Annotated in this window: 22 protein-coding genes; 13 read left to right on the top strand and 9 right to left on the bottom strand. The window is 60.7% G+C overall.

Going from position 1 to position 26322, the window contains the following annotated elements:
* Nucleotides 1-95: 95 nt before the first annotated feature.
* From HU739_RS26435 to HU739_RS26400, 8 genes are all read right to left on the bottom strand, one after another.
* On the bottom strand, nucleotides 96-2018 hold the full coding sequence (locus tag HU739_RS26435; protein ID WP_186550914.1) for a PrkA family serine protein kinase: 1923 nt from the start codon (nucleotides 2016-2018) through the stop codon (nucleotides 96-98).
* Nucleotides 2019-2314: 296 nt separating this feature from the next.
* Entirely contained in the window at nucleotides 2315-2644 is a 330-nt protein-coding gene (gene glpE, locus HU739_RS26430) for a thiosulfate sulfurtransferase GlpE (protein ID WP_186550915.1), read from the bottom strand.
* Between the two features lie 33 nt (nucleotides 2645-2677).
* Nucleotides 2678-3559 (bottom strand): symmetrical bis(5'-nucleosyl)-tetraphosphatase, encoded by an 882-nt coding sequence (locus tag HU739_RS26425; protein ID WP_186550916.1) that lies wholly within the window; start codon nucleotides 3557-3559, stop codon nucleotides 2678-2680.
* On the bottom strand, nucleotides 3559-3939 hold the full coding sequence (apaG, locus tag HU739_RS26420; protein WP_186550917.1) for a Co2+/Mg2+ efflux protein ApaG: 381 nt from the start codon (nucleotides 3937-3939) through the stop codon (nucleotides 3559-3561). Before apaG ends, HU739_RS26425 begins: the two co-directional genes overlap by 1 nt.
* A gap of 112 nt (nucleotides 3940-4051) precedes the next feature.
* Entirely contained in the window at nucleotides 4052-4870 is an 819-nt protein-coding gene (gene rsmA / locus HU739_RS26415; RefSeq protein WP_186550918.1) for a 16S rRNA (adenine(1518)-N(6)/adenine(1519)-N(6))-dimethyltransferase RsmA, read from the bottom strand.
* Entirely contained in the window at nucleotides 4867-5856 is a 990-nt protein-coding gene (gene pdxA / locus HU739_RS26410; protein ID WP_186550919.1) for a 4-hydroxythreonine-4-phosphate dehydrogenase PdxA, read from the bottom strand. Before pdxA ends, rsmA begins: the two co-directional genes overlap by 4 nt.
* Nucleotides 5853-7175, bottom strand: coding sequence for a peptidylprolyl isomerase SurA (gene surA, locus HU739_RS26405; RefSeq protein ID WP_186550920.1), 1323 nt, complete (start codon nucleotides 7173-7175; stop codon nucleotides 5853-5855). Before surA ends, pdxA begins: the two co-directional genes overlap by 4 nt.
* Nucleotides 7150-9969, bottom strand: coding sequence for an LPS-assembly protein LptD (locus HU739_RS26400; protein ID WP_186550921.1), 2820 nt, complete (start codon nucleotides 9967-9969; stop codon nucleotides 7150-7152). Before HU739_RS26400 ends, surA begins: the two co-directional genes overlap by 26 nt.
* Before the next feature lie 130 nt (nucleotides 9970-10099).
* Here HU739_RS26400 and HU739_RS26395 point away from each other — a divergent pair, with 130 nt between their 5' ends.
* Genes HU739_RS26395 through HU739_RS26385 form a run of 3 tightly spaced genes read left to right on the top strand, consistent with a single transcriptional unit; the run spans nucleotide 10100 to nucleotide 12556 of the window.
* The gene (locus tag HU739_RS26395; protein WP_186550922.1) at nucleotides 10100-11119 is read left to right on the top strand and encodes an aminoglycoside phosphotransferase family protein; all 1020 of its coding nucleotides are present in this window, start codon (nucleotides 10100-10102) and stop codon (nucleotides 11117-11119) included.
* Complete coding sequence (gene murU / locus HU739_RS26390; protein ID WP_186550923.1) at nucleotides 11116-11787, top strand: N-acetylmuramate alpha-1-phosphate uridylyltransferase MurU; 672 nt, start codon at nucleotides 11116-11118, stop codon at nucleotides 11785-11787. The genes HU739_RS26395 and murU overlap by 4 nt, the downstream gene beginning before the upstream one ends.
* 1 nt (nucleotide 11788) lies before the next feature.
* Nucleotides 11789-12556, top strand: coding sequence for a TerB family tellurite resistance protein (locus HU739_RS26385; RefSeq protein ID WP_186550924.1), 768 nt, complete (start codon nucleotides 11789-11791; stop codon nucleotides 12554-12556).
* A 123-nt stretch (nucleotides 12557-12679) separates the two neighbouring features.
* Here the strand turns inward: HU739_RS26385 and HU739_RS26380 are convergent, their stop codons facing one another.
* Nucleotides 12680-13669 carry an alpha/beta hydrolase family protein gene (locus HU739_RS26380; protein ID WP_186550925.1) on the bottom strand — a complete coding sequence of 330 codons (990 nt, stop codon included), beginning with the start codon at nucleotides 13667-13669 and terminating at the stop codon, nucleotides 12680-12682.
* Nucleotides 13670-13743: 74 nt separating this feature from the next.
* On the opposite strand from HU739_RS26380, the gene HU739_RS26375 reads away from it, so the two are divergent.
* The 10 genes from HU739_RS26375 to trpE all read left to right on the top strand — a co-directional run bounded on the left by HU739_RS26375 (nucleotide 13744) and on the right by trpE (nucleotide 26286).
* A complete protein-coding gene (locus HU739_RS26375) occupies nucleotides 13744-16140 on the top strand; it encodes a PAS domain-containing sensor histidine kinase (protein WP_186550926.1) in 2397 nt (798 codons plus the stop codon).
* Nucleotides 16141-16224: 84 nt separating this feature from the next.
* Nucleotides 16225-16854, top strand: a complete 630-nt coding sequence (locus tag HU739_RS26370) for a response regulator (RefSeq protein WP_064390776.1) — start codon at nucleotides 16225-16227, stop codon at nucleotides 16852-16854.
* A gap of 338 nt (nucleotides 16855-17192) precedes the next feature.
* Nucleotides 17193-18317, top strand: a complete 1125-nt coding sequence (locus tag HU739_RS26365; RefSeq protein ID WP_186550927.1) for an ABC transporter ATP-binding protein — start codon at nucleotides 17193-17195, stop codon at nucleotides 18315-18317.
* Nucleotides 18318-18365: 48 nt separating this feature from the next.
* The gene (locus tag HU739_RS26360) at nucleotides 18366-19409 is read left to right on the top strand and encodes an ABC transporter substrate-binding protein (RefSeq protein WP_186550928.1); all 1044 of its coding nucleotides are present in this window, start codon (nucleotides 18366-18368) and stop codon (nucleotides 19407-19409) included.
* Between the two features lie 260 nt (nucleotides 19410-19669).
* Nucleotides 19670-20917: an ABC transporter permease gene (locus tag HU739_RS26355; protein ID WP_186550929.1), complete on the top strand. Its 1248-nt coding sequence runs from the start codon at nucleotides 19670-19672 to the stop codon at nucleotides 20915-20917.
* A gap of 12 nt (nucleotides 20918-20929) precedes the next feature.
* Nucleotides 20930-21754, top strand: coding sequence for an ABC transporter permease (locus HU739_RS26350; protein ID WP_186550930.1), 825 nt, complete (start codon nucleotides 20930-20932; stop codon nucleotides 21752-21754).
* A 228-nt stretch (nucleotides 21755-21982) separates the two neighbouring features.
* On the top strand, nucleotides 21983-23131 hold the full coding sequence (locus tag HU739_RS26345; RefSeq protein ID WP_186550931.1) for an iron-containing alcohol dehydrogenase: 1149 nt from the start codon (nucleotides 21983-21985) through the stop codon (nucleotides 23129-23131).
* 114 nt (nucleotides 23132-23245) lie between these two features.
* Entirely contained in the window at nucleotides 23246-23920 is a 675-nt protein-coding gene (gene rpe, locus HU739_RS26340; protein WP_007918813.1) for a ribulose-phosphate 3-epimerase, read from the top strand.
* A complete protein-coding gene (locus HU739_RS26335) occupies nucleotides 23917-24735 on the top strand; it encodes a phosphoglycolate phosphatase (RefSeq protein ID WP_186550932.1) in 819 nt (272 codons plus the stop codon). Before rpe ends, HU739_RS26335 begins: the two co-directional genes overlap by 4 nt.
* Before the next feature lie 69 nt (nucleotides 24736-24804).
* Nucleotides 24805-26286 carry an anthranilate synthase component I gene (trpE, locus tag HU739_RS26330; RefSeq protein WP_186550933.1) on the top strand — a complete coding sequence of 494 codons (1482 nt, stop codon included), beginning with the start codon at nucleotides 24805-24807 and terminating at the stop codon, nucleotides 26284-26286.
* Nucleotides 26287-26322 lie beyond the last annotated feature (36 nt).

The following is a 26322-nucleotide window of genomic DNA, read 5'->3' as shown; positions in this document are numbered from 1 at the left end:
TTGTGAGCTGCAAGCTGCAAGTAAAAGCGAAGTCCCCTGAATCCGGGGTTGAGCGCTTGTTTCTTGCAGCTTGTGGCTTATAGCTTGCAGCTGCCTCACTGCGACTTGCGGACCCGCAGGTACCATTCGGACAGAAGTCGTACCTGTTTGTCGGTGTAGCCACGTTCGACCATGCGTGTAACGAAGTCGTTGTGTTTCTGTTGATCCTCTTTGCTGGCCTTGGCGTTGAAGCTGATGACTGGCAGCAGGTCCTCGGTGTTCGAGAACATTTTCTTCTCGATGACCACCCGCAGTTTTTCGTAGCTGAGCCAGGTCGGGTTCTTGCCGTTGTTGTTGGCTCGGGCGCGCAGCACGAAGTTGACGATTTCGTTGCGGAAATCCTTCGGATTGCTGATGCCGGCCGGTTTTTCGATTTTTTCCAGTTCTTCGTTCAGGGCCACGCGGTTGAGGATTTCGCCGGTTTCCGGATCGCGGTATTCCTGATCCTGAATCCAGAAGTCCGCGTACAGCACGTAACGATCGAAAATATTCTGGCCGTACTCGCTGTAGGATTCCAGGTACGCGGTCTGGATTTCCTTGCCGATGAACTCGATGTAGCGCGGTGCCAGGTATTCTTTCAGATAGCGCAGATAACGTTCACGGGTCTCGGCCTGGAACTGTTCCTGTTCGATTTGCTGCTCCAGCACATAGAGCAGGTGCACCGGGTTGGCGGCGATTTCGTGCGGGTCAAAGTTGAAGACCTTGGACAGAATCTTGAAGGCGAAGCGGGTCGACAGACCGTTCATGCCCTCGTCGACGCCGGCCGAGTCGCGGTATTCCTGAATCGACTTGGCTTTCGGATCGGTGTCCTTGAGGTTTTCGCCGTCGTAGACGCGCATCTTCGAATAGATGTTGGAGTTGTCCGGCTCCTTGAGGCGTGACAGCACGGTGAACTGCGCCAGCATCTTCAGGGTGTCCGGCGCGCAATGGGCCTTGGACAGCGAGCTGTTGAAGAGCAGTTTGTCGTAGATCTTCACTTCATCGCTGACGCGCAGGCAGTACGGCACCTTGACGATGTAGATCCGGTCGATGAACGCTTCGTTGTTCTTGTTGTTGCGGAAGGTGTGCCACTCCGATTCGTTGGAGTGAGCCAGCAGGATCCCGGTGAACGGAATCGCGCCGAGGCCTTCGGTACTGTTGTAGTTGCCCTCTTGGGTGGCGGTCAGCAATGGGTGCAGCACCTTGATCGGTGCCTTGAACATTTCGACGAACTCCATCAGGCCCTGGTTGGCCCGGCACAGCGCACCGGAGTAGCTGTAGGCGTCGGCGTCGTTCTGTGGGAATTCCTCGAGTTTACGAATATCGACCTTGCCGACCAGCGCCGAGATGTCCTGGTTGTTTTCGTCGCCCGGCTCGGTCTTGGCCACGGCAATCTGGTTCAGGATCGACGGATACAGCTTGACCACGCGGAACTGGCTGATGTCGCCGCCGAATTCGGCCAGGCGCTTGGTCGCCCAAGGCGACATGATGGTATTGAGATAGCGCCGGGGAATGCCGAAGTCTTCCTCGAGGATCGCGCCATCTTCGGTGGCGTTGAACAGACCCAGGGGCGACTCGAAGACCGGCGAGCCCTTGATTGCGTAGAAGGGTACTTTTTCCATCAACTGTTTCAGCTTCTCGGCCAGGGACGATTTACCGCCACCGACGGGGCCGAGCAGATAAAGAATCTGTTTCTTCTCTTCCAGGCCCTGGGCGGCGTGGCGGAAATACGAGACGATCTGGTCGATGCATTCTTCCATCCCGTGGAAGTCTTCAAAGGCCGGATAGCGGCGGATCACCTTGTTGGAGAAGATGCGCGACAGCCTCGAATTGGTCGAAGTGTCGAGCAGTTCCGGTTCGCCGATCGCCATCAATAGACGCTCGGCGGCGGATACGTAGGCGCTGCGATCCTGCTTGCACAGCTCCAGGTACTCTTGCAGCGAGAGTTCCTCCTGGCGCGTGGACTCGAAGCGTTGTTGGAAGTGGCTAAAGATACTCATGACGTCACCTCGCTCGATACGTGGAGCCGACGCCGGATCAGTCAGTCGATGCTGGCAGCAGTCGCTGTGGCAGCTGCTGTTTACCCCCCAGAATTCTCCCACGGTCGACAAACCGCGAAAGCTACTCCCGATGACCCGTGCGCCGGTGTACCGGCTCTCCCCTGATTTGGATGGCCTGCGCTTAAGGATAGTTGGGAATTTGAGAGGTAAAGGCGAGATACGTAATTAGTTGTGGCAGACCGTTCGTCTGCTCCGCGCAGGCCCGCGGGAGCCGGGGCCTTCGCGTGACAAAAAAATTATTCGGCAGCTTCTTGCGCGGTTTCCGACGGATAAGTCGCACGCCACAGCTCGAAGCCGCCGTCCATGCTGTAGACGTCGGTGAAGCCTTGGCTGATCAGGTAGCCGGCAGCGCTCTGGCTGGAATTGCCGTGATAGCAGACCACTACTACCGGTGCATCAAGGTCGGCGTTGCGGATAAAGTCGGCGATCGAATGGTTGTCCAGGTGGTGAGATCCGGGAATGTGATTCGCGGCATAGGTCTGAGGGTCACGAACGTCAACTACCACAGCCCCTTTCTCACGCAGGGCCTGGGCCTGTTCTGGAGGGATTCGTTTGAATTCGGTCATTGCGTATTCCTGTTGCTCAACTGAAAGTGCAGTCTAACGCGGCGCGCCGACTGGCGAAGATTCGGGGATAAGTGGTGCGACGGAGGACGCAAGCCCACCATGCTCGTCGCATTTGCACGACAGGCGTTCGCCACTGTCGACGTTCATCAAGGTAAGGCTGCCACCCCATACGCATCCGGTGTCCAGCGCCGAAATACCCGGCTCGTGAATATTGCCCTCGAGCGCTGCCCAGTGACCGAAGATGATGCGCAGGCCGCGGGTCTTGCGCTCCTTGTGCTGAAACCACGGCTTGTAGCCGGGCGGGGCGCTGTCGAGGCCTTCCTTGCTTTTGAGATCAAGCTTGCCCTCGGCGGTGCAAAAGCGCATGCGCGTGAAGTAATTGGTGATTACACGCAGACGCTCGATGCCTTTGAGGTCGTTGTCCCATTTCGTCGGCTCGTTGCCATACATGCCGTCGAGGTAAGCGGGGAACACATTATCGTCGCGCAGTGCGGTCTCGACTTCGGCGGCGCACTTCAAGGCACGGCGCAGCGACCATTGCGGCGGGATGCCAGCGTGGACCATGGCGACATCGCGCATTTCGTCGTAATGCATCAGCTTTTGCTGGCGCAACCATTCCATCAGCACCGGGCCGTCGGGCGCCTCGATGATCTCGCGCAAAGTGTCGCTTTTTTTCAAGCGCTCGATGTTCTTCGCTGCGGCCAGCAGGTGCAGGTCGTGGTTGCCGAGCACGCACACCAGAGACCCGCGCATGCCATAGAGAAAGCGCAGGGTTTCCAGCGACTGCGGGCCACGGTTGACCAGATCGCCGACCAGCCACAGCTGATCGAGCGCCGGGTCGAAGGCGACTTGCTTGAGCAGGCACTTGAGCGGTTCGAGGCAGCCCTGCAGGTCACCGACAGCGTACGTCGCCATCAGTGCAGGGCCCCAGGCACAGCGAGGCGAAACGGTTTGATGATCGCGTCGAAACGTTTTCCGTCGTCGGCGAGCATTTGATAGGTGCCCTGCATGGTGCCGACCTTGGAGGTCATCACCGTGCCGCTGGTATACGTGTGGCTCTCGCCAGCGGCGATCAGTGGCTGCTGACCGACGACACCTTCACCGCGTACTTCTTCGACATGGCCGTCACCATCGGTAATCACCCAATGCCGCGACAACAGCTTGGCCGGGAGCTGGCCGTTGTTCTGCACGGTGATGGTGTAGGCGAAGGCGAAGCGGCTGTGCTCGGGTTGCGATTGTTCGGTCAGATAGCGGGTAACGACGCTGACATCGACCTGGTAACGGGAATCGGACATGCAAAAGGCCTTAACGAAGCGGAACGCGGGGCGTAGCTGATGGAGAATCAGTCTAGGCAAGTATCGGGCAGTAAACCAGAGTGGCGTCCTGCCCGATAGCGTTCATCGTCTGTCAGTCGGCGGCAGGGGCAGCCGGGACTTGTATCGCGAGCTGGTCGGCCAGGCGCACGAACGCGGCCAGGTCCAGCTGTTCCGGACGCAGGCTGCCATCAACGCCGGCGGCTTCGATCTCGGCATTGCTGAGCAATTGCTTGAGGGTGTTGCGCAGGGTTTTGCGCCGCTGGTTGAACGCCTCGCGTACAACGCGCTCCAGCAACTTGTGGTCCTTGGCCGGGTGCGGCAGCACCGCGTGCGGCACCAGACGAACGATCGCCGAGTCGACCTTCGGCGGCGGGTTGAATGCGCCCGGCCCGACGTTGAACAGATGCTCAACGCGGCAATGGTACTGAACCATGATCGACAGGCGACCCCAGTCACCGCCACCCGGGCCTGCGGCCAGCCGCTCGACCACTTCTTTCTGCAGCATGAAGTGCATGTCGCGGATGATCCCGGCGTTGTTCAGCAGATGGAAAATCAGCGGCGTGGAAATGTTGTACGGCAGGTTGCCCACCACGCGCAGGCTGTTCGGTGCGGCGTTGAGCGTGTTGAAGTCAAACTTCAGTGCATCGCCCTGATGCAGGTTGAAGTTGTTCATGCCGGCAAATTGCTGATTGAGGATCGGGATCAGATCCTTGTCCAGTTCCACCACGTCAAGTTGTGCGCCGGAGCCGAGCAAGCCTTGGGTCAGTGCACCTTGGCCTGGACCGATTTCCAGCAGGCGGTCGTCAGGCTTGGCGTGGATGGAGCGCAGGATGCGGTCGATAACGCCGGCATCGTGCAGGAAATTCTGGCCAAAGCGTTTGCGCGCCTTGTGTTGGTATTGCTCGGTCATAAACGGGTCTCGGCCATCTGGTAGGCGGTTTCCAGGGCGACTTGCAGGCTGCCGGTGTCGATCTTGCCGCTGCCGGCCAGATCCAGGGCAGTGCCATGGTCGACGGACGTGCGGATGATCGGCAGGCCCAGCGTCACGTTGACCGCAGCGCCGAAGCCTTTGTATTTGAGCACGGGCAAGCCCTGGTCGTGGTACATCGCCAGCACTGCGTCGCAGTGCTCCAGATATTTGGGGGTAAACAGAGTGTCGGCAGGCAGCGGGCCACGGAGGTCCATGCCCTCGCCGCGCAGGCGCTCTAATGTCGGTTCGATGATGTCGATTTCTTCATGGCCCAGGTGTCCGCCTTCGCCAGCGTGCGGGTTGAGGCCGCAGACCAGAATGCGGGGCCGGGCGATGCCGAATTTGTTTTGCAGGTCTGCGTGCAGAATCCGCGTGACTCGTTCCAGTCGCTCTGGCGTGATCGCGTCGGCAATCTCGCGCAAGGGCAGGTGGGTGGTGACCAGGGCCACGCGCAAACCGCGGGTCGCAAGCATCATCACCACTTGGGCGGTGTGGGTCAGGTCAGCGAGAAATTCGGTGTGACCGGAGAAGGCGATGCCGGACTCGTTGATCACGCCTTTATGGACGGGCGCGGTGATCATCCCGGCGAAGTCGCCGTTCAGGCAGCCATTGCCGGCGCGAGTCAGGGTTTCGAGGACGAAAGCCGCGTTGGCCTTGTCCAGTTGCCCAGCGACGACCGGTGCGCTGAGCAATGTATCCCAGACGTAAAGACTGTTGGCCGGTGCCGGAGCGTCCGGCCAGCGGTCCGGCCCGACATCCAGCAAATTGACGGCCAGTCCCAGCTGCGCGGCCCGCTCAAGAAGCAGGTCGCGGCTGGTGATGGCAATCAGGGGATGAGGCTGGGCTTGCGAGGCGAGCAGCAGGCACAGGTCGGGACCGATGCCGGCCGGTTCGCCGGGTGTCAGCGCGAAACGCTTGGGTTTCACTGCGCTGCCTGGTCTGCACCAGGGAGTTTGATCTCTACGTACGCTTCGTCACGGATCTGACGCAGCCAGGTTTGCAGCTCTTCGTCGTATTTGCGGTTACGCAGTACGGTCATTGCCTGCTGCTCACGGGCCTGTTCAGTGCTGTCGGTGGCGCGACGGCCAAGGACTTCCAGCACGTGCCAGCCGTATTGGGTCTGGAAGGGCCTGGACAGCTGACCTTGCGGGGTCGAGGCCATCACTTCGCGGAATTCCGGCACCAGCACGTTCGGGTCGATCCAGTTCAGGTCGCCGCCGTTGAGGGCAGAACCCGGATCTTCCGAGTAGTTTTTCGCCAGCTCGGCAAAATCTTCACCAGCGGTGATGCGGTCATACAGCGACTGCACCAGCGCCTTGGTCTTGGCTTCATCGCGAATCGGACTTGGCTTGACCAGGATGTGGCGTACATGCACTTCATCGCGCATCTGCGCTTCGCCGCCACGCTTGCCCAGCAGCTTCAGAATGATGAAACCGCCCGGCGTACGTGCAGGCTGAGTGATGTCGCCAACGGCCATGCTGCTCAGCTCGCGATCGAACGGCGGTGGCAGTTGTGCGGCTTTACGCCAGCCCATGTCGCCGCCTTCCAGCGCATTGTCGCTGCCGGATTTGGCAACGGCCATCTGACCGAAGTCGGCGCCTTGCTTGAGCTGCTGGTAAACCTCCATGGCCTGACGCGCGGCGCTCTGAATGGCATCAGAGTTGGCGCTTTCCGGTGTCGGAATCAGGATGTTGGCCAGGTGCAGTTCTTCGGACAGTTGCATCTTGCCCAGGTCAGAGGCGAGGAAGTTTTTCACTTCCTGCTCGGAGACCTGAATGCGTTCTGCCACGCGACGCTGACGCACACGGCTGATGATCATTTCGCGCTTGATCTGGTCGCGGGCGTCGTCATAGTTCAGGCCATCGCGAGCCAGCGCAGCACGAAACTGATCAACCGTCATGTTGTTGCGCTGCGCGATGGTGCCGACAGCCTGGTTCAGTTCTTCATCGGTGATGCGGATGCCGGAACGCTCGCCGATCTGCAGTTGCAGGTTTTCAACGATCAGGCGCTCGAGCACCTGTTGATCCAGCACGCCCGGAGGCGGCAAGCCGCCACCGCGCTTGGCGATGGTTTGCTGAACTTCATGAACGCGCTGGTCCAGTTGGCTCTGCATGACCACGTCGTTGTCGACGATCGCTACCACTTTGTCGATGGACTGTACGGCGGCGTTGGCCGCCGTACCCAGGAACAGCGCGCCCAGCAGCACCGGGCGCAGACAATCAGAAAGCTTGGTCTTCACGTTCACGATAACCTTGAATGCCTTTGTCGAGGAAGCTCTCTACTTTGGCGCCAGTCAGGCCGCCGAGTCCCTTCAGAACAATTTGGAGGAAGACGCCATGGTCGCCTTTTTCGTTTTGCGGAGCGTCCTGGCTGAACTCGTCATAGGAAACCCAGTAACGGTTGATCAGGCGCAGTTTCCAGCAGCAGTTGTCGTACTCGAAACCACCGAAGGCTTCCAGCGTACGGTTGCGGTTGTAGTCGTACTGCCAGCGGCTGATTGCGTTCCACTGCGGAACGATCGGCCAGATGACCGAGAAGTCATGCTGCTTGATCTTGTAGTAGTCCTTCACGTAGTCGGCCGAGCCCGGGGTGCCATAGTCGCCACCCATTTGCCATTTGCCCGTCGTCTGGTCATAACGGATCTGGTCGTTGCGATAGCGATAACCGGCGTTGATGACCTTGTTCGGGTTGTCTTCAGGCTGGTAATGGAACATCGCACTGCCAGAGCGTGGGCTGTGGCTGTCCGGATCCCAGTTGTAGTCGGCGGTGGTGCGCCAGTCGCGGTTCCAGCGGTATTCGTATTCGAGTGCGTAAGGCGAAACGTTGGACTTGGCGTCGTCACGATCATCAAACACGATGCCTGGCAGTTGAACCTTGCGATCCTTGAAGTACAGGGCCTGGCCGACGCTGACGCGTTGACGTTCAAAGCCGTCGTCTTCGATCCAGCGGCTGGTCACGCCCAGCGACAGTTTGTTCTCGTCACCGACACGGTCGGAGCCAGCGAAGCGGTTGTCACGGAACAGCGACGCATAGTTAAAGGTGTATTCGCTGGTGTCGAACACAGGAATATCGTTCTGGTCTTTCTCTGGGACATAGAGGTAGAACAGGCGCGGTTCCAGGGTCTGACGATAGTTCTTGCCAAAGAACGACGTGTTGCGGTCGAAGTACAGGCCGCTGTCGATGCTGGCAATGGGAACCCCACGGTTCTGCGAACTGCTGAACGACTCGCCCAGTGCGGAAGCACCGTTGCGGTTCTTCACGAGGTCGTCTTTGCCCTGAGCATCGAGGTCCAGGTCGTACTGGGTGTACTGGTATTTGAGCGAGGGCTTCAGGAACCCGTAGGTCCAGTTCATCGGCAGGCTGACACCTGGTTTCAGATTCAAGCGGTTGCCATTGGCACGCGCAAGGCCTGAAACGTTGGTGTCCAGACGCGGCGTGCCGACTGTGCCGTCTGCATTGACCGGGCCGCCGTTTTCGTCGAGGAAATTGCCGGTTCTCAGATCGCGATCAAACCGCACGATCTCGGTTTCATAATCGAAATCCAGACCTTCCGGGTGGTACGGCAGCTGACCGTTGAAAGTGATTTGCGGCAAGCGGCCATACGGGGTAATGCTCGAAACGGTGGCCAATTGGTACTGCTGAGCATTCAAGCGAGCGGTGTAGCTGTCGCCGCGATAGGAGATCGCGCCCTGCTGGTTAACGAAGTCGCTGCTTTTCACGCCTATCTGATCGGTCTGCAGATCCTGGAAGTAATACGGATCGCTGATCTTGGTGTAGTCAACTTCTGTGAACACACGGGAGTCGAGACCGCCCTTGTGCTGCCAGTTGTACATGTAGCGAGTCTCGCTGTAATCCGACTGGCGCTTGCGATCATCGTCCTCGTCATTGAGGTACGCCGCACCAAACTGACCTTCACTCGACTTGGTCAGGTAACGGAACTCGCCTTCCACCAACATGCCGCGCTTGCTCATGTAACGTGGATACAACGTGGCGTCGTAGTTCGGTGCCAGGTTGAAGTAATAAGGCGTGACCAGCATGAAGCCGGTGTCTGTGCCCGAACCGATGGTCGGCGGCAGGAAGCCCGACTGGCGACGGTCGTCGATCGGGAAGTAAATGTACGGCGTGTACAGAATCGGAATGTCTTTGACGCGCAAGGTCACGTTGGTCGCGGTACCGAAACCGGTGGCCGGGTTCAACGTGATGTTGTTGCCTTTGAGCTGCCACGCATTGCTGTTCGGTTCGCACGTGGTGTACGTGCCGTCCTTCAAGCGGATGATCGCGTTTTCGGCGCGCTTGGCGTACAGCGCGCTACCGCGGATGCGCGATTTGTGCATCACGTATTCGGCGTTGTCGACCTTGGCTTCACCGGTGTCGAGCTGGACATCGGCGTGGTCGCCGACGATCAGCGCGCCGTTGTCGCGGATGCGCACGTCACCGTTGAGCTCGGCGCGGCTCTCGGCCTGGTACAGGCTGGCCTCGTCGGATTCGACCTGCATGCTGCCTTGGCGCAGGACGACGTCGCCGGCCAGCGTACCGACTTGATCATCGGTGTTATAGCGCGAGGCTTTTGCGCCGATAAAGGTCGGAGCATCGCTTTTGTTCGTCTTGTCATTCATGCCAGGACGAACCGGTTCGATATAGGCACCGGAGCAATAAGGACCGGTCTCGGCCAGTTGGGCGGCGGTGAGCTTCTCGCGCGGAACCCAGTCGAGGTGACTGTAGTCTTCGCTACGGGATTTCAGGCCACGGCCCTTGGCTTCGGTGACCAGCGCCGTTTTCGGCCCTGTGTCGGCAACCGAGCCGCTGTCGGCTGGAGCCTCGCCAGTGGAACTGATCGCACTGCCGTCATGCACCGGACGCGGCGGCAACGCCGCGGCGGGTGATTTGGGTGCACAGTCCCAGCCACCCGTCGCCGAGACGGAGCAGTCATACTGCTCGGCGGCAACAACGAATGGACTGGCCAGAGGTTGCATAGCCAGCAGACTGCCGGTTACCAACAACGGAAATTTTTTACGAAACGCGGGGGATTTCAATGCCATCTTATTAGTCCGGGCTTCCTGCGTGCCATCTGCCCGCGGTGTGGGCCGCACGCCTCTCGATGGTCTGAAAAAGATGCTGGATAATAAAGCATGACCCGCTTGACGGCTAGCGCCGTCGGAGACCCTTGCAATGCCTGACCAAGATGTACGCTTGCAACACCTGAAAGTTTGGCTCGATGAGCAGTTGGCAAAGTTGTTTGCCGAGCAGGGCTGGGGCCCCGTGCCCCCGGCCACGTTGACCGCGGCCAGCAGCGACGCGAGTTTCCGCCGCTACTTCCGCTGGGAGGGCGACGGTCGCAGCTTCGTCGTGATGGACGCGCCGCCACCGCAGGAAAACTGCAAACCGTTCGTGGATATCGCCTTTTTGCTGGCGAAATCCGGAATTAATGTGCCGAAAATTTACGCCGAAGACCTCGATCGCGGATTTCTTTTGCTCAATGACCTGGGCAACAAGACGTATCTGGACGTGATCGACGGCGAAAATGCCGACGCGTTATTTCACGATGCCCTGCAAGCGCTGTTGGCTTTTCAGCAATTGCCGATGGTAGCGCCGCTGCCCGGTTATGACGTTGCCTTGCTGCGTCGCGAGCTGGAGCTGTTTCCCGAGTGGTACGTCAAGCGCGAGCTGGGCGTCGAGTTCGATACGACCCAACAGCAACAGTGGCAGCGCATCAGTGAGCTGTTGATCAACAGCGCCCTGGCGCAGCCCAAAGTGCTGGTGCACCGCGACTACATGCCGCGCAACCTGATGATCAGCGAGCCGAACCCCGGCGTGCTGGATTTTCAGGACGCGGTCTATGGTCCGGTGACTTATGACGTGACCTGCCTGTTCAAGGACGCCTTCCTCAGTTGGCCTGAAGAACGTGTGCGCGGCTGGCTGGAAAGTTATTGGCAGCAAGCGTCGGCGCTGGATATTCCCGTGCAGGCGGATTTCGAAGACTTCCTGCGCGCCAGCGATTTGATGGGCGTGCAGCGCCATCTGAAAGTCATCGGTATCTTCGCGCGCATCTGCCACCGCGACGGCAAGCCACGCTATCTGGCGGACGTGCCGCGCTTCTTCTCTTATATAGAAGCGGTGATCGCCCGGCGTCCCGAACTGGCGGAACTGCAAGCGTTGTTCAGCAGCTTGCGTGCTGGAGCGACGGCATGAAGGCAATGATCCTGGCGGCGGGCAAAGGCGAGCGCATGCGCCCGCTGACCCTGACCACGCCGAAACCACTGGTGCGTGCCGGTGGCGTGCCGTTGATTGAATATCACCTGCGGGCCCTCGCGGCCGCAGGCTTCAACGACATCGTGATCAACCACGCCTGGCTGGGTCAGCAGATCGAGGATTACCTCGGTGATGGCTCGCGGTTTGGCCTGAGCATTCAGTACTCACCCGAAGGCGAGCCGCTGGAAACCGGCGGCGGAATCTTCCGGGCGTTGCCGTTGCTCGGTGACGATGCGTTTGTGGTGGTCAACGGCGACATCTGGACCGATTACGACTTCAGCGTGTTGCACCAGCCGATCAACAGCCTGGCGCATCTGGTGCTGGCGGATAATCCGGCGCATCACCCGAACGGTGATTTCACGCTGTTCGACGGCAAAGTGCAGGACGGCGAGCCTGATGCACAGACCCTGACCTACAGCGGCATCGCCGTGCTCCACCCGCAGTTGTTCGATGGCTGCAGCGACGGCGCCTTCAAACTCGCGCCGTTATTGCGCAAGGCCATGGCCGACGGCGAAGTGACAGGCGAGCGGCTGAAAGGTCACTGGGTGGATGTCGGTACGCATGAGCGTCTGGCCGAAGCCGAAGCCCTGATAGAAGCGAGTCGCTGACATGTTGTGGCCAGGGACTCTGATTGGAGCCGGAGCGGGTTTTGCCATTGCCAGCATTCCGGGGGCCATGCTTGGGGCATTGTTGGGGCAGGCGCTGGACCGGCGCCTGCACCTGCAGAGCTGGGGGCATTTGCGGGAAAGACTCGGCGGTCGGCCGATGCTGCGCAACGACGAATTGTTGTTCGTGTTGCTTGGGCGTCTGGCCAAGAGCGACGGACGCGTCACCGATGGGCACATTCAGCAGGCGCGCAATGAGATGCGCGCGCTGGAAATGAGCGAGCCGGCGACACGTCGGGCGATCGCCGCGTTCAATCGTGGCAAGTCAGGCAGCGATCATTTGCGAGGTTATCTGCGCCGCCTGAGTGCACAGCCCCACGCGGCGGAAGGCGTGTTGCGCGCTTGTTGGCGGATGGTCTGGGCCGACGGTCGTGCCGGGGTCAGCGAGCGGGAGTTGCTGGCGCAGTGGGGCAAGTGGCTGGGCTGGACGCCGCAGCAGGTGCAAGCGCTGGCCAGCGATTACGAGCCGGGTAAACGGCCCATCCTCAGCGCGGCGGTGAGTTATCAGGAAGCGCTGAAACTGCTCGGGGTGTCGGCGGGCAGTGAGCCGGCGCAGATCAAGCGGGCGTATCGGCGTCTGCTCAGTCGCCATCACCCCGACAAGATTGCCGGCAGTGGCGCGACGGCGGCGCAGGTGCGCGAGGCGACGGAGCGTACGCGCGAATTGCATAACGCCTATACGCTGATTCGGGAGCGGCGGGATTTTCGTTAGGCGGTAGATGGATATCGTTTGTGCTGGCCCCTTCGCGAGCAAGCTCGCTCCCACATTGGATCTATGTACACAATTCAATGTGGGAGCGAGCTTGCTCGCGAAGCAGGCGACTCGGTCTGAAAGTCAGTCAACAGCTTGAGGACTCAACCAGCCCCGCACCCGCCGAAACAATTGCTCCTGCTCAGCGTTCTTGTCCGGCAACACCTTCAGCGCCACCTGGCTGAATGCCGAGGTCTTCAAGCGCTTGCTCGCCTGCATGCGCTCCAGCGCCGCGTTGCGATCCAGCGCTTTGTCCATGTAGAAAATATCCACCGTCGGCAGCTTCAATGTCGGCGTCAGTTCCGCCAGCGGCGGCAGGGCCTTGGCCGGCGTCTGTGCATCGACCATGACCAGTTTTTCCACCTGCGCAGTTTGCCGTTCGCTCAAAAAGCGCGCCGCCCAATAGGCCCCGGTGCCATGACCGAGCACGACGATGCTGCGCGCACTCTGCTGTTCGGCGTAGGCGATGGCCGCATCGATCCGCGCAAAAATGCGCTCGGCATCGGCTTTGGCGTGTTCCTCGACAGTTTCGGCCACCACCTGTTCGGCGACTTCCGCTTCACCGCCAGCGGCTTGTTCGATCGGCTGCGCGGTGGTGGCGTCCTTGCTTGCGGTTTCCGGGGCTTTCGGCGCGGCGGCGGGTTCGACCACGCGCGGGGCGATGGCGTCGCCTTGCACGTCAGGCAGGGTGATGCTCAGGCTGCTCCACTGCGCGTTCGGCAGTTTTTGCCGCAACGGGCCGATAGCCTGCGGCCAGTCAGCGGTTTCGCCGGCACCGGGGACGATGATCACCGCGCCTTTCGGTTCGGCGGTGTTGGCCTGCTTCCACAGGGCCAGAAACGTCTCGCTGCCTGCTTGCAGTTGTTGCTGTTCCTGCGCCGGCACCTTACGTTGCAGTGCCGCCGCTTCTTCCTGACTACGCTCAAGCAGTGGCTGACGTTCGACGGGTTGTTCTTCGGCGGGTTTTTCCGCCGCGGGGGCAGGTGCCGGATCAGCGGCGCTGACGGAAAACGCACAAGGCAGGATCAGCGACAGGCACAATGCTGGCATTGCCAGGCGATAGACAGAGGGCATCGGTTATTCCAGGCCAGAAATGTATCCCGGCAGCCTAATGGGTTGGTCAGAATTTGTCAGTGTACGAGACTTCAATGAAGCGATTTTGCTGCCTGTGGGTTATCGGCTGTTTGTGGCTTCCCTTGATGGGCTGGGCGGCGCCTGCGCCACCGGCACATGTCGCGCAACTGACGCCAGACCAGCAGCAATGGCTGGCGCAGCACCCTGAGTTGCGCGTCGGCCTGGTCTTGCAGGCGCCCTACGCGACTTACGATCGACGCTTGCAGCGATTGTCCGGGGCCAACGTCGAGCTGATGAAATTGCTCGCCAGAACCCTGGGCGTGGAACTGAGCTGGCGCAACTTTCAGGATCTCGGGCAACTGGAGGCCGCTTTGCGCGAAGGCGAAATCGACATCGCCCCGGGTCTGAGCCAGACCCCGGGCGCGCTGCGCCTCTGGCAGTTTTCCGATCCGTACATGCGCGTGCCGCAACTGGTGGTCAGCGACCAGAAAAGCAGTGGCACGGTCGATCTGGAAAAACTCGACAGCCAGACCCGCGTCGCCGTGCGCATGCCGAGCACCACCGCCGATTATCTGCGCAGTAACTATCCGCATCTGAATCTGCAAGGCGTGCCGCTGGAACGCCAGGCGTTGCAATTGCTGTTGAGTCAGCAGGCGGCGTACGCGGTGGTCGACGAAGCGCAGTTGGGGCGCCTGTCGGTAGAGCCGGAATTCGCCGAACTGGTGGTGGTCGGTGATATCGGCCTGCCGCAATTGCTGCGTGTGGCCTCGCGGCGCGACTGGCCGGAGTTGGCCGGCATCGTCCAGAGTGCCTTGCGCGCAATCCCGGCCAAGGATCTGGAGCAACTGCATAACCAATGGCTACAGCCGAAATACCCACGGCTCGCCGAATCACCGGGATTCTGGCAAAACCTCAGCCTGTTGTTCGCGGTGATGCTCCTCAGTTGCGTGGCGATCGTGTTCTGGCAGCGGCGCCAGCAGCACAGTCTCGAGCAGCGCTTGCTCAGTGCACGCGAAGACATTGCGCTACGGGCGGCCAGCGAAGAGGCGTTGCGGCTGACGCAGTTTTCCATCGATCAAAGCACTGTCGGCATCCTTTGGGTCAACTGGGACAGTCATGTGCGCTACGCCAATCGGGCGGCGGAAAACATGCTCGGTTATCCCTCGGGCGGGTTGATCGAGCGGCCGCTGATCGACTTCGAACCCGGCCTGCACATGGACCGCTGGCTCAATCTCTGGAAGCGTGCGCGGGCCAGTGAAGAGGGGCCGCTGAGCTTCGAAACCAGTTGCCTGCGCGCCGATGGCAGCGTCTTGCCAGCGGACGTATCCCTGAGCTTTCTGCGTTTTCGCGACAGCGAATACCTGGTGGTCTACCTCACCGACGTCACCGACCGCCGACGCGCACTTGCCGCATTGCAGGAAAGTGAAGCGCGGCTGCAAGGCATCGCCGCCAACGTCCCCGGCCTGGTGTTTCGACTGGAGCGGGCGCCGGTCACCGGACAGATCGATTTTGCCTACATCAGCGAAGGCAGCGAAAGTCTGGTCGGCTACGCGCCCGCAGTCATCGCCCATCGTGACATGGGCCTGCGCAGTCTGGTGCACCCCGACGACAAGGCCAGTTATCACCGCACCCAGGATCAGGCACTGGACACCGACAGCGACTGGTCGTGGCAGGGCCGCATCGTCACGAGCCATGGCGAACAGCGCTGGGCCGAGATCAAGGCGATCACCCGGCAGCTGGAAGATGGCGCTTACGTGTGGGACGGCATCGTCTGGGACATCAGCGAAAGCAAACGCATCGAACTGGAGCTGGCCGCCTCGCGCGAGCAATTGCGCGAGCTGTCGGCGCACCTTGAGAGCGTGCGCGAAGAAGAGAAGGCGCGCATCGCTCGCGAGGTCCATGATGAACTGGGGCAGATGCTGACCGTGCTGAAACTGGAAACGTCGATGTGCGAACTGGCTTACGCGCAACTCGATCCGGGTCTGAACGAACGGCTCAACAGCATGAAGCGCCTGATCGCGCAGCTGTTTCAGTTGGTCCGTGATGTAGCAACGGCATTGCGTCCGCCGATTCTCGATGCCGGGATTGCCTCGGCAATCGAGTGGCAGGCGCGTCGTTTTGAAGCGCGCACGCAGATTCCGTGTCTGGTGCGGGTGCCGGATAACCTGCCGGCGCTTAGCGATGCCAAAGCGGTGGGGCTGTTCCGGATCCTGCAGGAGGCGCTGACCAATGTGATGCGTCATGCCCAGGCGCATACCGTGGAATTGACGCTGGAGCTTGCGGGCGATGAATTGTGCCTGACGGTCAGCGACGATGGCGTAGGATTTGTCGTTGCCGAGGGGCGGCCGACGTCGTTTGGATTGGTTGGCATGCGTGAGCGGGTGTTGATCATGGGCGGGCGGCTGGAGCTTGTGAGTGAGCCGGGGGAGGGCACCAGTCTGGTGGTGCGGGTGCCGGTGAGTGAGGTCTGAAAGTCTGTGGTGTTTGGGCTGACGCTATCGCGAGCAGGCTCACTCCTACAGGAATGGGTGTGTACCTGAAATCTGGAGAAGACTGTGATCCGTGTACTGGTAGCCGAAGACCACACCATCGTTCGCGAGGGCATCAAGCAATTGATTGGCCTGGCCAAGGACCTGCAAGTGGTGGGTGAGGCGAGCAATGGTGAGCAACTGCTCGAAACCCTGCGCAGCGTGCCTTGTGAAGTGGTGTTGCTGGACATCTCCATGCCTGGGGTCAATGGTTTGGAAGCGATTCCGCGCATCCGCGCACTGAACAACCCGCCGGCGATTCTGGTGTTGTCGATGCATGACGAAGCGCAGATGGCCGCGCGCGCATTAAAGGTCGGCGCGGCCGGGTATGCGACTAAAGACAGCGATCCGGCGCTGTTGCTCACAGCCATTCGTAAAGTGGCGGCAGGCGGGCGTTACATCGATCCGGATCTGGCCGATCGCATGGTCTTCGAAGTCGGGTTGACCGATACCCGGCCACTGCATTCGCTGTTGTCCGAGCGCGAGTTCTCGGTGTTCGAACGCCTGGCCCAGGGCGCCAACGTCAACGACATCGCCCAGCAACTGGCTCTGAGCAGCAAGACCATCAGCACGCACAAGGCAAGGCTGATGCAGAAGCTCAACATCACTTCACTGGCCGAACTGGTCAAATATGCGATGGAACATAAACTCCTCTGAGCATCACCGCGATCAAATTGTAGGAGTGAGCCTGCTCGCGATAGCGTCCTTTCTGAAAACAATTCAGCGACTGACCTACCGCTATCGCGAGCAGGCTCACTCCTACAGGGGATTTGCGTGCGGGCATATCCATTCACGACAGACGCTTTTGCCCTTGCTTGCGGCTTGCAGCTCGCCACTCGCCACTGCCTTATCCATTAGCGCCATCCTTGTAGGGCAATCCCTACCCCCAATCTTCCATCGCGCTTAAGCGATTCTCTCCTGCGCCCCGATTTGCGTGGCCGCTGCCAGCCACTAGGCTTGATGAACAAGCAGTCATCAACAACAAAGGTGCGGGTATGAGCCAGGTCGATTCAAACGCAGGGGCCAGTGATGTGCTGGTCAGCTTTCGTGGAGTGCAGAAGAGCTACGACGGCGAGAACCTGATCGTCAAAGACCTCAACCTGGACATTCGCAAAGGCGAGTTCCTTACCCTGCTCGGGCCGTCCGGTTCCGGCAAGACCACCAGCCTGATGATGCTCGCCGGTTTCGAAACGCCAACTGCCGGGGAAATCCTCCTGGCCGGGCGCTCGATCAACAACGTGCCACCGCACAAGCGCGACATCGGCATGGTGTTTCAGAACTACGCATTGTTCCCGCACATGACCGTGGCCGAGAACCTCGCCTTCCCGCTGACCGTCCGTGGCCTGAACAAAAGCGACGTCAGCGACCGGGTGAAGAAAGTCCTCAGCATGGTCCAGCTCGACGCGTTCGCTTCGCGCTATCCGGCGCAGTTGTCCGGTGGGCAGCAGCAACGTGTGGCGCTGGCCCGTGCGCTGGTGTTCGAACCGCAACTGGTGTTGATGGACGAACCGTTGGGCGCGCTCGACAAACAACTGCGCGAACACATGCAGATGGAGATCAAACACCTGCACCAGCGCCTCGGCGTAACCGTGGTCTATGTGACCCACGACCAGGGTGAAGCGCTGACCATGTCGGATCGTGTCGCGGTGTTCCATCAGGGCGAGATCCAGCAGATTGCGCCGCCGCGCACGCTTTACGAAGAACCGAAAAACACCTTCGTCGCCAATTTCATCGGCGAGAACAATCGCCTCAACGGGCGCCTGCTCAGCCAGAGCGGCGAGCGCTGCGTGGTCGAGTTGGGCCGCGGCGAAAAGGTCGAGGCGCTGGCGGTCAACGTCGGCCAGACCGGTGAGCCAGTCACGCTGTCGATTCGTCCTGAACGCGTCAGCCTCAACGGCTCCAGCGATCAATGTGTCAACCGCTTCTCAGGGAGGGTGGCGGAATTCATCTATCTGGGCGACCACGTCCGGGTGCGCCTGGAAGTCTGCGGCAAGACCGACTTCTTCGTGAAACAACCGATTGCCGAGCTCGATCCAGCGCTCAGCGTCGGTGACGTGGTTCCGCTTGGCTGGCAGGTCGAGCACGTTCGCGCGCTCGATCCTCTTTTAGAGGCGCACTAAGCGCCCCGGCAATACCAACACCAACCCTGCACGTGGAGAGAACAATAAATGTTGAGATCCCTGAAGTTCACCGCCCTGACTCTGGGCCTGATGGGTGCGACCGGCGCGATGGCCGCCGGCCCGGATTTGACCGTGGTGTCGTTTGGCGGGGCGAACAAGGCGGCGCAAGTCAAAGCCTTCTATGCCCCGTGGGAAGCAGCAGGCAATGGGAAGATTGTTGCCGGCGAGTACAACGGCGAAATGGCCAAGGTCAAAGCCATGGTCGACACCAAGAGCGTGTCCTGGGACTTGGTAGAAGTTGAATCGCCAGAGCTGTCCCGTGGTTGCGACGAAGACATGTTCGAGCAACTCGACCCAGCCCTGTTCGGCAAGACCGAAGACTACGTCAAAGGCGCGATTCAGCCGTGCGGCGTGGGTTTCTTCGTCTGGTCGACTGTGCTTGCTTACAACGCCGACAAGCTGAAAACCGCACCGACCAGTTGGGCGGATTTCTGGGACACCAAGCAATTCCCGGGCAAGCGTGGCCTGCGTAAAGGCGCCAAGTACACCCTTGAATTCGCGTTGATGGCCGATGGCGTGGCGCCAAAAGACGTCTACAAGGTGCTGGCCGGCAAGGACGGTCAGGATCGCGCGTTCAAAAAACTCGATGAACTCAAGCCAAGCATTCAATGGTGGGAAGCCGGCGCGCAACCGCCGCAATACCTCGCTTCTGGTGATGTGGTCATGAGCTCGGCCTATAACGGTCGTATCGCCGCCGTGCAGAAAGAATCCAACCTGAAAGTGGTGTGGAACGGCGGCATCTACGACTTCGACGCCTGGGCGATCCCTAAAGGCCTGGACGCCAAGCGCGCCGAAGCGGCGAAGAAATTCATCGCCTTCTCGGTGCAGCCGCAGCAGCAGAAGACCTATTCGGAAAACATCGCCTACGGCCCGGCCAACACTCAGGCAGTGCCGCTGCTGGCCAAGGATGTTCTGAAAGACATGCCGACCACCCCGGAAAACATCGCCAACCAGGTGCAGATCGACGTCAGCTTCTGGGCTGACAACGGCGAGCAGCTGGAACAGCGCTTTAATTCCTGGGCTGCGAAATAACCACTTTCTTACCTGTACGGGAAATGGCAAGGGTGAATGTGTGGCGAGGGGATTTATCCCCGTCGGGTTGCGAAGCAGCCCCAAAGCCATACCCGCTCGGTGGGTCAGATAAACCGCATTCTCAGGTTTTACGACTGCTGCGCAGCCGAACGGGGATAAATCCCCTCGCCACAAGGCTCGCTCCCACAGTTAGCGGTGTTTCAATACAACAGAGGTGGCTCGCCACCTCTGTAACGATCAAAAGATTTGCGGAGTACGTCATGGCCATCGCCGTTCCCCTGAACGAGGGCGCCAGCCCCACCTTGAAGCAGAAGCTCAAGCACGCCGAGCGGGTCAACCGCTGGAAAGCGCAGGCGCTGATTGCGCCGCTGGTGCTGTTTCTGTTGCTGGTGTTTCTGGTGCCGATCGTGGCGCTGCTCTATAAAAGCGTCGGCAACCCGGAAGTGGTCGGCGGCATGCCGCGCACCGTTACGGCCATCGCGGGTTGGGACGGCCGCGGTCTGCCCGCCGAACCGGTGTACAAGGCTGCCAGCGAAGACCTCGCCGAAGCCCGCAAAAACCAGACGCTGGGCGATCTGTCCAAGCGCTTGAACATGGAGTTGGCCGGCTACCGCAGCCTGCTGACCAAAACCGCTCGTGCGCTGCCGTTCGCCAGCGAACCGGCCTCCTATAAAGAAGCGCTCGAAGCGCTGGACGAGCGTTGGGGCGATCCGGCCTACTGGCAAGCGGTCAAGCGCAACACCAATAGCATCACCCCGTATTACTTGCTCGCGGCGGTCGACCACCGAATCGATGACCTCGGCGAGCTCGCCCCGGCGACCCCGGACCAGGCAATCTACCTCGACATCTTTGCCCGCACCTTCTGGATGGGGCTGGTCATCACCGTGATCTGCCTGTTGCTGGCTTATCCATTGGCGTACCTGCTGGCGAACCTGCCATCGCGACAGAGCAACCTGCTGATGATTCTGGTGTTGCTGCCGTTCTGGACTTCGATTCTGGTGCGCGTTGCCGCGTGGATCGTGTTGCTGCAATCCGGCGGTCTGATCAACAGCGCATTGCTGGCGATGGGCATCATTGATAAGCCGCTGGAGTTGGTGTTCAACCGTACCGGCGTCTACATCTCGATGGTGCACATTCTGCTGCCGTTCATGATTCTGCCGATCTACAGCGTGATGAAAGGCATCTCGCCAACCTACATGCGCGCGGCGATTTCCCTCGGCTGCCATCCGTTCGCCAGTTTCTGGCGGGTGTACTTCCCGCAGACCTACGCCGGCGTCGGCGCCGGGTGCCTGTTGGTGTTCATCCTCGCCATCGGCTACTACATCACCCCGGCGCTGCTCGGCAGCCCGAACGACCAAATGGTCAGCTACTTCGTCGCCTTCTACACCAACACCAGCATCAACTGGGGCATGGCCACCGCGCTGGGCGGTCTGCTCTTGCTGGCGACCGTGGTGCTTTATCTGATCTACAGCTGGCTGGTGGGCGCCAGTCGCCTGCGCCTGAGCTAAGGGGAATTTGCAATGCTGAGTCCTTACATGTCGCCCGTTGAACGGGTGTGGTTCTACAGCCTGCGGATCCTCTGCGGCCTGATCCTGTTGTTCCTGATTCTGCCGGTGCTGGTGATCGTGCCGCTGTCGTTCAACTCGGGAAGTTTTCTGGTCTACCCCCTGCAGGGTTTTTCGCTGCAGTGGTACCACGACTTCTTTGCCTCGGCGGAATGGATGCGCGCCCTGAAGAACAGCATCATCGTTGCTCCGGCCGCGACCGTGCTGGCGATGATTTTCGGCACCCTGGCGGCCATCGGCCTGACTCGCGGGGACTTCCCGGGCAAATCGCTGGTGATGGCGCTGGTGATTTCGCCGATGGTGGTACCGGTAGTGATCATCGGTGTGGCGAGTTATCTGTTCTTCGCGCCGCTGGGCCTTGGCAATAGTTTCTTCTCGCTAATCGTCGTGCACGCGGTACTGGGTGTGCCGTTTGTGATCATCACCGTGTCGGCGACGTTGCAGGGCTTTAATCACAATCTGGTGCGAGCGGCTGCCAGCCTTGGGGCTTCGCCGCTGACCGCGTTTCGCCGGGTGACCTTGCCGCTGATCGCGCCGGGGGTGATTTCCGGGGCGCTGTTTGCCTTTGCCACTTCGTTTGATGAAGTGGTGGTGACGCTGTTTCTGGCAGGGCCCGAGCAGGCGACCTTGCCTCGGCAGATGTTCAGCGGGATTCGCGAGAACCTCAGTCCGACTATCGCCGCTGCCGCGACGTTGCTGATTGCCTTCTCGGTGATCTTGCTGCTGACCCTGGAATGGCTGCGTGGCCGAAGCGAGAAACTGCGTACCGCCCAAATCTGACGCTGATCGTTCCCACGCTCCGCGTGGGAATGCCTCTCGGGACGCTCCGCGTTCCAGCTCGTGGATGGGACGCAGAGCGTCCCCGGCTGCGTTACCACGCGGAGCGTGGGAACGATCAGTGAGCGGAGTAGTGAACGTTCTCGGTCATTCACACCCTGAATAGCAGACAACCCCAAATCCCCAGCTAATCTTGTGCCCAGCTCCCCTATCTATAAGAGGCTGCGCACCATGAGTCTGTCCCAGTTCAAAATCGCTCACAAACTGATCACCGGCGCCGCAGCCATCGAACAACTGGCGGCAGAGCTCACCCGGCTGGACATCGACAACCCGCTGATCGTCACCGACGCCGCGCTGGTCAAGTCCGGCACCGTCGAGCTGGCGCTGGTACAACTCGGTGGGCGCGAGTACGAGATTTTCGACCGCGTGCTGCCCGACCCGGAGATCGCCATCGTCGAGGACTGCATGCGCGCCTACCGCGAAGGCGGGCATGACGGTTTGATCGGCCTCGGTGGCGGCAGCGCCATCGACATCGCCAAAAGTGTCGCCGCGTACGCCGGTTACCACGGCGCACTTGAGGACCTGTTCGGCGTCGATCAGGTGCCGCGCAAAGGCCCGCCGCTGATCGCCATCCCGACCACCGCCGGCACCGGCTCGGAGGTGACCAACGTCGCGATTCTTTCGGACAAGGTTGCGCAACTGAAGAAAGGCATCGTCAGCGATTTCCTGCTGCCGGACGTCGCACTGGTCAGCCCGCAAATGACCCTGACCTGTCCGCGCAGCGTCACCGCGGCCAGTGGCGTCGATGCGCTGGTGCACGCCATCGAATCCTATCTGTCGGTGAATGCCTCGCCGATCACCGATTCCCTCGCCATTGGTGCGATCAAACTGATTGCCAGCGCCTTGCCCAAGGCTTACGCCAACGGCGCCAACCTGCAAGCGCGCGAAGACATGGCCACCGCCAGCCTGATGGCCGGCATGGCGTTCGGCAACGCCGGGGTGGGTGCAGTGCATGCGTTGGCCTATCCGCTGGGCGGGCGTTTCAACATTGCCCACGGCGTCAGTAACGCCTTGCTGCTGCCCTATGTCATGACCTGGAACAAAATGGCCTGCGTCGAACGCATGCAGGATATTGCCGAAGCCATGGGCGTGAAGACCGCTCATCTGAGCGCGAACGAGGCGGCGGACAAAGCCGTGCAGGCGATGACGGACTTGTGCGCGGCGGTAGAAATCCCCGCCGGGCTGCGCAGCTTCGGCGTGCCGGAAGAGGCGATCCCGGCGATGGCCGTGGAAGCCGCCGGGATCGAGCGCCTGATGCGCAACAATCCGCGCAAGCTCAGCGCCGCCGACATCGAGAAGATCTACCGCGCGGCCTACTGAGGCACAGTCGCTGAGGACTCATGGCACAACCCAATCATCGCGGTCACGGTGCGTGCGCACAAACTTGAGGTATACAATGCGCGCCATCGTGATTTAGCTCAGCACAGGTGCGTCATGCAGCCCTTCGTAATTGCTCCGTCGATCCTCTCCGCCGACTTCGCCCGCCTCGGCGAGGAAGTGGACAACGTTCTCGCCGCCGGCGCCGACTTCGTCCATTTCGACGTCATGGACAACCACTACGTGCCGAACCTGACCATCGGCCCGATGGTCTGCGCCGCACTGCGCAAGTACGGCGTCACCGCGCCGATCGACGCGCACCTGATGGTCAGCCCGGTGGATCGCATCGTTGGCGATTTCATCGAGGCCGGCGCGACGTACATCACCTTTCACCCGGAAGCCACGCTGCACGTCGACCGCTCGCTGCAACTGATCCGTGAAGGTGGCTGCAAGTCCGGCCTGGTGTTCAACCCGGCGACCCCGCTGGACGTGCTCAAGTACGTGATCGACAAGGTCGACATGGTTTTGCTGATGAGCGTCAACCCAGGCTTCGGCGGGCAGAAGTTCATTCCCGGCACCCTCGACAAACTGCGTGAAGCGCGGGCGATCATCGACGCTTCGGGCCGTGACATCCGCCTGGAAATCGACGGCGGCGTCAACGTCAACAACATCCGCGAAATCGCTGCCGCTGGCGCTGACACCTTTGTCGCCGGTTCGGCCATTTTCAACGCGCCAAACTATCAGGAAGTCATCGACAAGATGCGTTCCGAACTGGCACTGGCGCGGCCATGAGCGGTTTTGAGCAGTTGTTCCCAGGGCAGCTGCCACGGTTGGTGATGTTCGATCTGGATGGCACCCTGATCGATTCTGTTCCCGATCTGGCGGTGGCGGTGGATCGCATGCTGCTCACCCTCGGCCGCCCGCCTGCGGGCATCGCGGCGGTGCGCGAATGGGTTGGCAATGGCGCACCGGTGCTGGTGCGTCGCGCGCTGGCCGGTGGCATCGATCACACGGCGGTGGATGACACCGAGGCCGAGCGTGCGCTGGAGATTTTCATGGAGGCCTACGGCGCCAGCCATGAGCTGACCGTGGTGTATCCCGGTGTGCGCGACACCCTCAAGTGGCTGCACAAACAAGGCGTGGCCATGGCGTTGATCACCAACAAGCCGGAGCGTTTCGTCGCGCCGCTGCTGGATCAGATGAAAATCGGCCGTTACTTCAAGTGGATCATCGGCGGCGACACCCTGCCGCAGAAGAAACCTGACCCGGCCGCGCTGTTCTTCGTGATGAAAATGGCCAACATTCCGGCCTCGCAATCCTTGTTCGTCGGTGACTCGCGCAGTGACGTGCTGGCGGCGAAAGCGGCGGGGGTCAAGTGTGTGGCACTGAGTTACGGCTATAACCATGGCCGGCCAATTGCCGAGGAATCGCCGGCACTGGTGATCGACGATCTGCGCAAACTAATTCCCGGTTGCCTCGTCACGGCCGCTGAGATAACGTTGCCCGACGCTGCTCAACCCCCTTCTGGAAACGCCATCGTGGTGGTCACCCGCAAACTCTGGATGAAAGTCATCAAGGCCCTGGCCCGCTGGCGTTGGCGCGCCTGACTGATTCTGGCCGGCCTGCCGGCGCGTTTGCCTGACTGACTGATTGCACCTCACACCACGAGGCACCTTATGATCCGCGAAGAATTCCTGCGTCTGGCCGCTGACGGCTACAACCGCATCCCGCTGGCCTGCGAAACCCTGGCCGACTTCGACACGCCGCTGTCGATCTACCTGAAACTGGCCGACCAGCCCAACTCCTACCTGCTCGAATCGGTGCAGGGCGGCGAGAAATGGGGCCGTTACTCGATCATCGGTTTGCCGTGCCGCACCGTGCTGCGGGTCCACGACCATCACGTGAGCATCACCGTTGATGGCGTCGAGACCGAAAGTCACGATGTCGATGATCCGCTGGCCTTTGTCGAAACCTTCAAGGCGCGCTACAACGTGCCGACCATCGCCGGTCTGCCGCGCTTCAATGGTGGTCTGGTCGGTTACTTCGGTTACGACTGCGTGCGGTATGTCGAGAAGCGCCTGGGCACGTGCCCGAACCCGGATCCGCTGGGCGTTCCGGATATTCTGCTCATGGTGTCCGACGCGGTCGTGGTGTTCGACAACCTCGCCGGCAAGATGCACGCAATCGTCCTCGCCGATCCGGCCCAGGCCGATGCCTTCGAGCAGGGGCAGGCGCAACTGCAGACGCTGTTGGAAAAACTGCGCCAGCCGATCACCCCGCGTCGTGGCCTGGATTTCAGCAAGCAGCAGTCGGCCGATCCGGTGTTTCGTTCGAGTTTCACTCAGGACGATTACGAAAAAGCCGTCGACACCATCAAGGAATACATCCTTGCCGGTGACTGCATGCAGGTGGTGCCGTCGCAGCGCATGTCGATCGATTTCAAGGCAGCGCCGATCGATCTGTACCGTGCCCTGCGTTGCTTCAACCCGACGCCATACATGTACTTCTTCAACTTCGGCGATTTCCACGTCGTCGGCAGTTCGCCGGAAGTGCTGGTGCGGGTCGAAGACAACCTGATCACCGTGCGTCCGATTGCCGGTACGCGCCCGCGTGGCGCCACCGAAGAAGCCGATGTGGCGCTGGAACAAGACTTGCTGTCGGACGACAAAGAGATCGCCGAGCATTTAATGCTGATCGACCTGGGCCGCAACGACACCGGGCGCGTCTCGGAAATCGGCTCGGTGAAGCTCACCGAGAAGATGGTCATTGAGCGTTATTCCAACGTGATGCACATCGTCTCCAACGTCACCGGCCAGTTGAAGGCCGGCCTGACTGCGATGGACGCGCTGCGGGCGATTCTGCCGGCGGGCACTTTGTCCGGCGCGCCGAAGATTCGCGCGATGGAAATCATCGACGAACTCGAGCCGGTCAAGCGTGGCGTGTATGGCGGCGCAGTCGGTTACTTCGCCTGGAACGGCAACATGGACACGGCCATTGCGATCCGCACGGCGGTGATCAAGAACGGTGAACTGCACGTGCAGGCCGGTGGCGGCATCGTCGCCGACTCGGTGCCGGCGCTGGAATGGGAAGAAACCCTGAACAAGCGCCGCGCGATGTTCCGCGCCGTGGCCCTTGCCGAACAAACCCCGCAAGCCTGAGCCAACACAAAACCCTTGTAGGAGTGAGCCTGCTCG

The organism is Pseudomonas hamedanensis (assembly GCF_014268595.2).
In the GTDB taxonomy this organism is placed as follows: Bacteria; Pseudomonadota; Gammaproteobacteria; order Pseudomonadales; family Pseudomonadaceae; genus Aquipseudomonas; species Aquipseudomonas hamedanensis.
This window is presented reverse-complemented; position numbering and strand designations above follow the sequence as displayed.

Coding starts and splice junctions, on each gene's coding strand:
- glpE (WP_186550915.1), bottom strand. CDS start 2,644: ATGACCGAATTCAAACGAATCCCTCCAGAACAGGCCCAGGCCCTGCGT.
- HU739_RS26435 (WP_186550914.1), bottom strand. CDS start 2,018: ATGAGTATCTTTAGCCACTTCCAACAACGCTTCGAGTCCACGCGCCAG.
- HU739_RS26365 (WP_186550927.1), top strand. CDS start 17,193: ATGAGCCAGGTCGATTCAAACGCAGGGGCCAGTGATGTGCTGGTCAGC.
- HU739_RS26345 (WP_186550931.1), top strand. CDS start 21,983: ATGAGTCTGTCCCAGTTCAAAATCGCTCACAAACTGATCACCGGCGCC.
- HU739_RS26380 (WP_186550925.1), bottom strand. CDS start 13,669: ATGCCCTCTGTCTATCGCCTGGCAATGCCAGCATTGTGCCTGTCGCTG.
- HU739_RS26395 (WP_186550922.1), top strand. CDS start 10,100: ATGCCTGACCAAGATGTACGCTTGCAACACCTGAAAGTTTGGCTCGAT.
- HU739_RS26360 (WP_186550928.1), top strand. CDS start 18,366: ATGTTGAGATCCCTGAAGTTCACCGCCCTGACTCTGGGCCTGATGGGT.
- HU739_RS26375 (WP_186550926.1), top strand. CDS start 13,744: ATGAAGCGATTTTGCTGCCTGTGGGTTATCGGCTGTTTGTGGCTTCCC.
- rpe (WP_007918813.1), top strand. CDS start 23,246: ATGCAGCCCTTCGTAATTGCTCCGTCGATCCTCTCCGCCGACTTCGCC.
- HU739_RS26350 (WP_186550930.1), top strand. CDS start 20,930: ATGCTGAGTCCTTACATGTCGCCCGTTGAACGGGTGTGGTTCTACAGC.
- HU739_RS26425 (WP_186550916.1), bottom strand. CDS start 3,559: ATGGCGACGTACGCTGTCGGTGACCTGCAGGGCTGCCTCGAACCGCTC.
- HU739_RS26400 (WP_186550921.1), bottom strand. CDS start 9,969: ATGGCATTGAAATCCCCCGCGTTTCGTAAAAAATTTCCGTTGTTGGTA.
- murU (WP_186550923.1), top strand. CDS start 11,116: ATGAAGGCAATGATCCTGGCGGCGGGCAAAGGCGAGCGCATGCGCCCG.
- rsmA (WP_186550918.1), bottom strand. CDS start 4,870: ATGACCGAGCAATACCAACACAAGGCGCGCAAACGCTTTGGCCAGAAT.
- trpE (WP_186550933.1), top strand. CDS start 24,805: ATGATCCGCGAAGAATTCCTGCGTCTGGCCGCTGACGGCTACAACCGC.
- HU739_RS26385 (WP_186550924.1), top strand. CDS start 11,789: ATGTTGTGGCCAGGGACTCTGATTGGAGCCGGAGCGGGTTTTGCCATT.
- apaG (WP_186550917.1), bottom strand. CDS start 3,939: ATGTCCGATTCCCGTTACCAGGTCGATGTCAGCGTCGTTACCCGCTAT.
- HU739_RS26335 (WP_186550932.1), top strand. CDS start 23,917: ATGAGCGGTTTTGAGCAGTTGTTCCCAGGGCAGCTGCCACGGTTGGTG.
- HU739_RS26355 (WP_186550929.1), top strand. CDS start 19,670: ATGGCCATCGCCGTTCCCCTGAACGAGGGCGCCAGCCCCACCTTGAAG.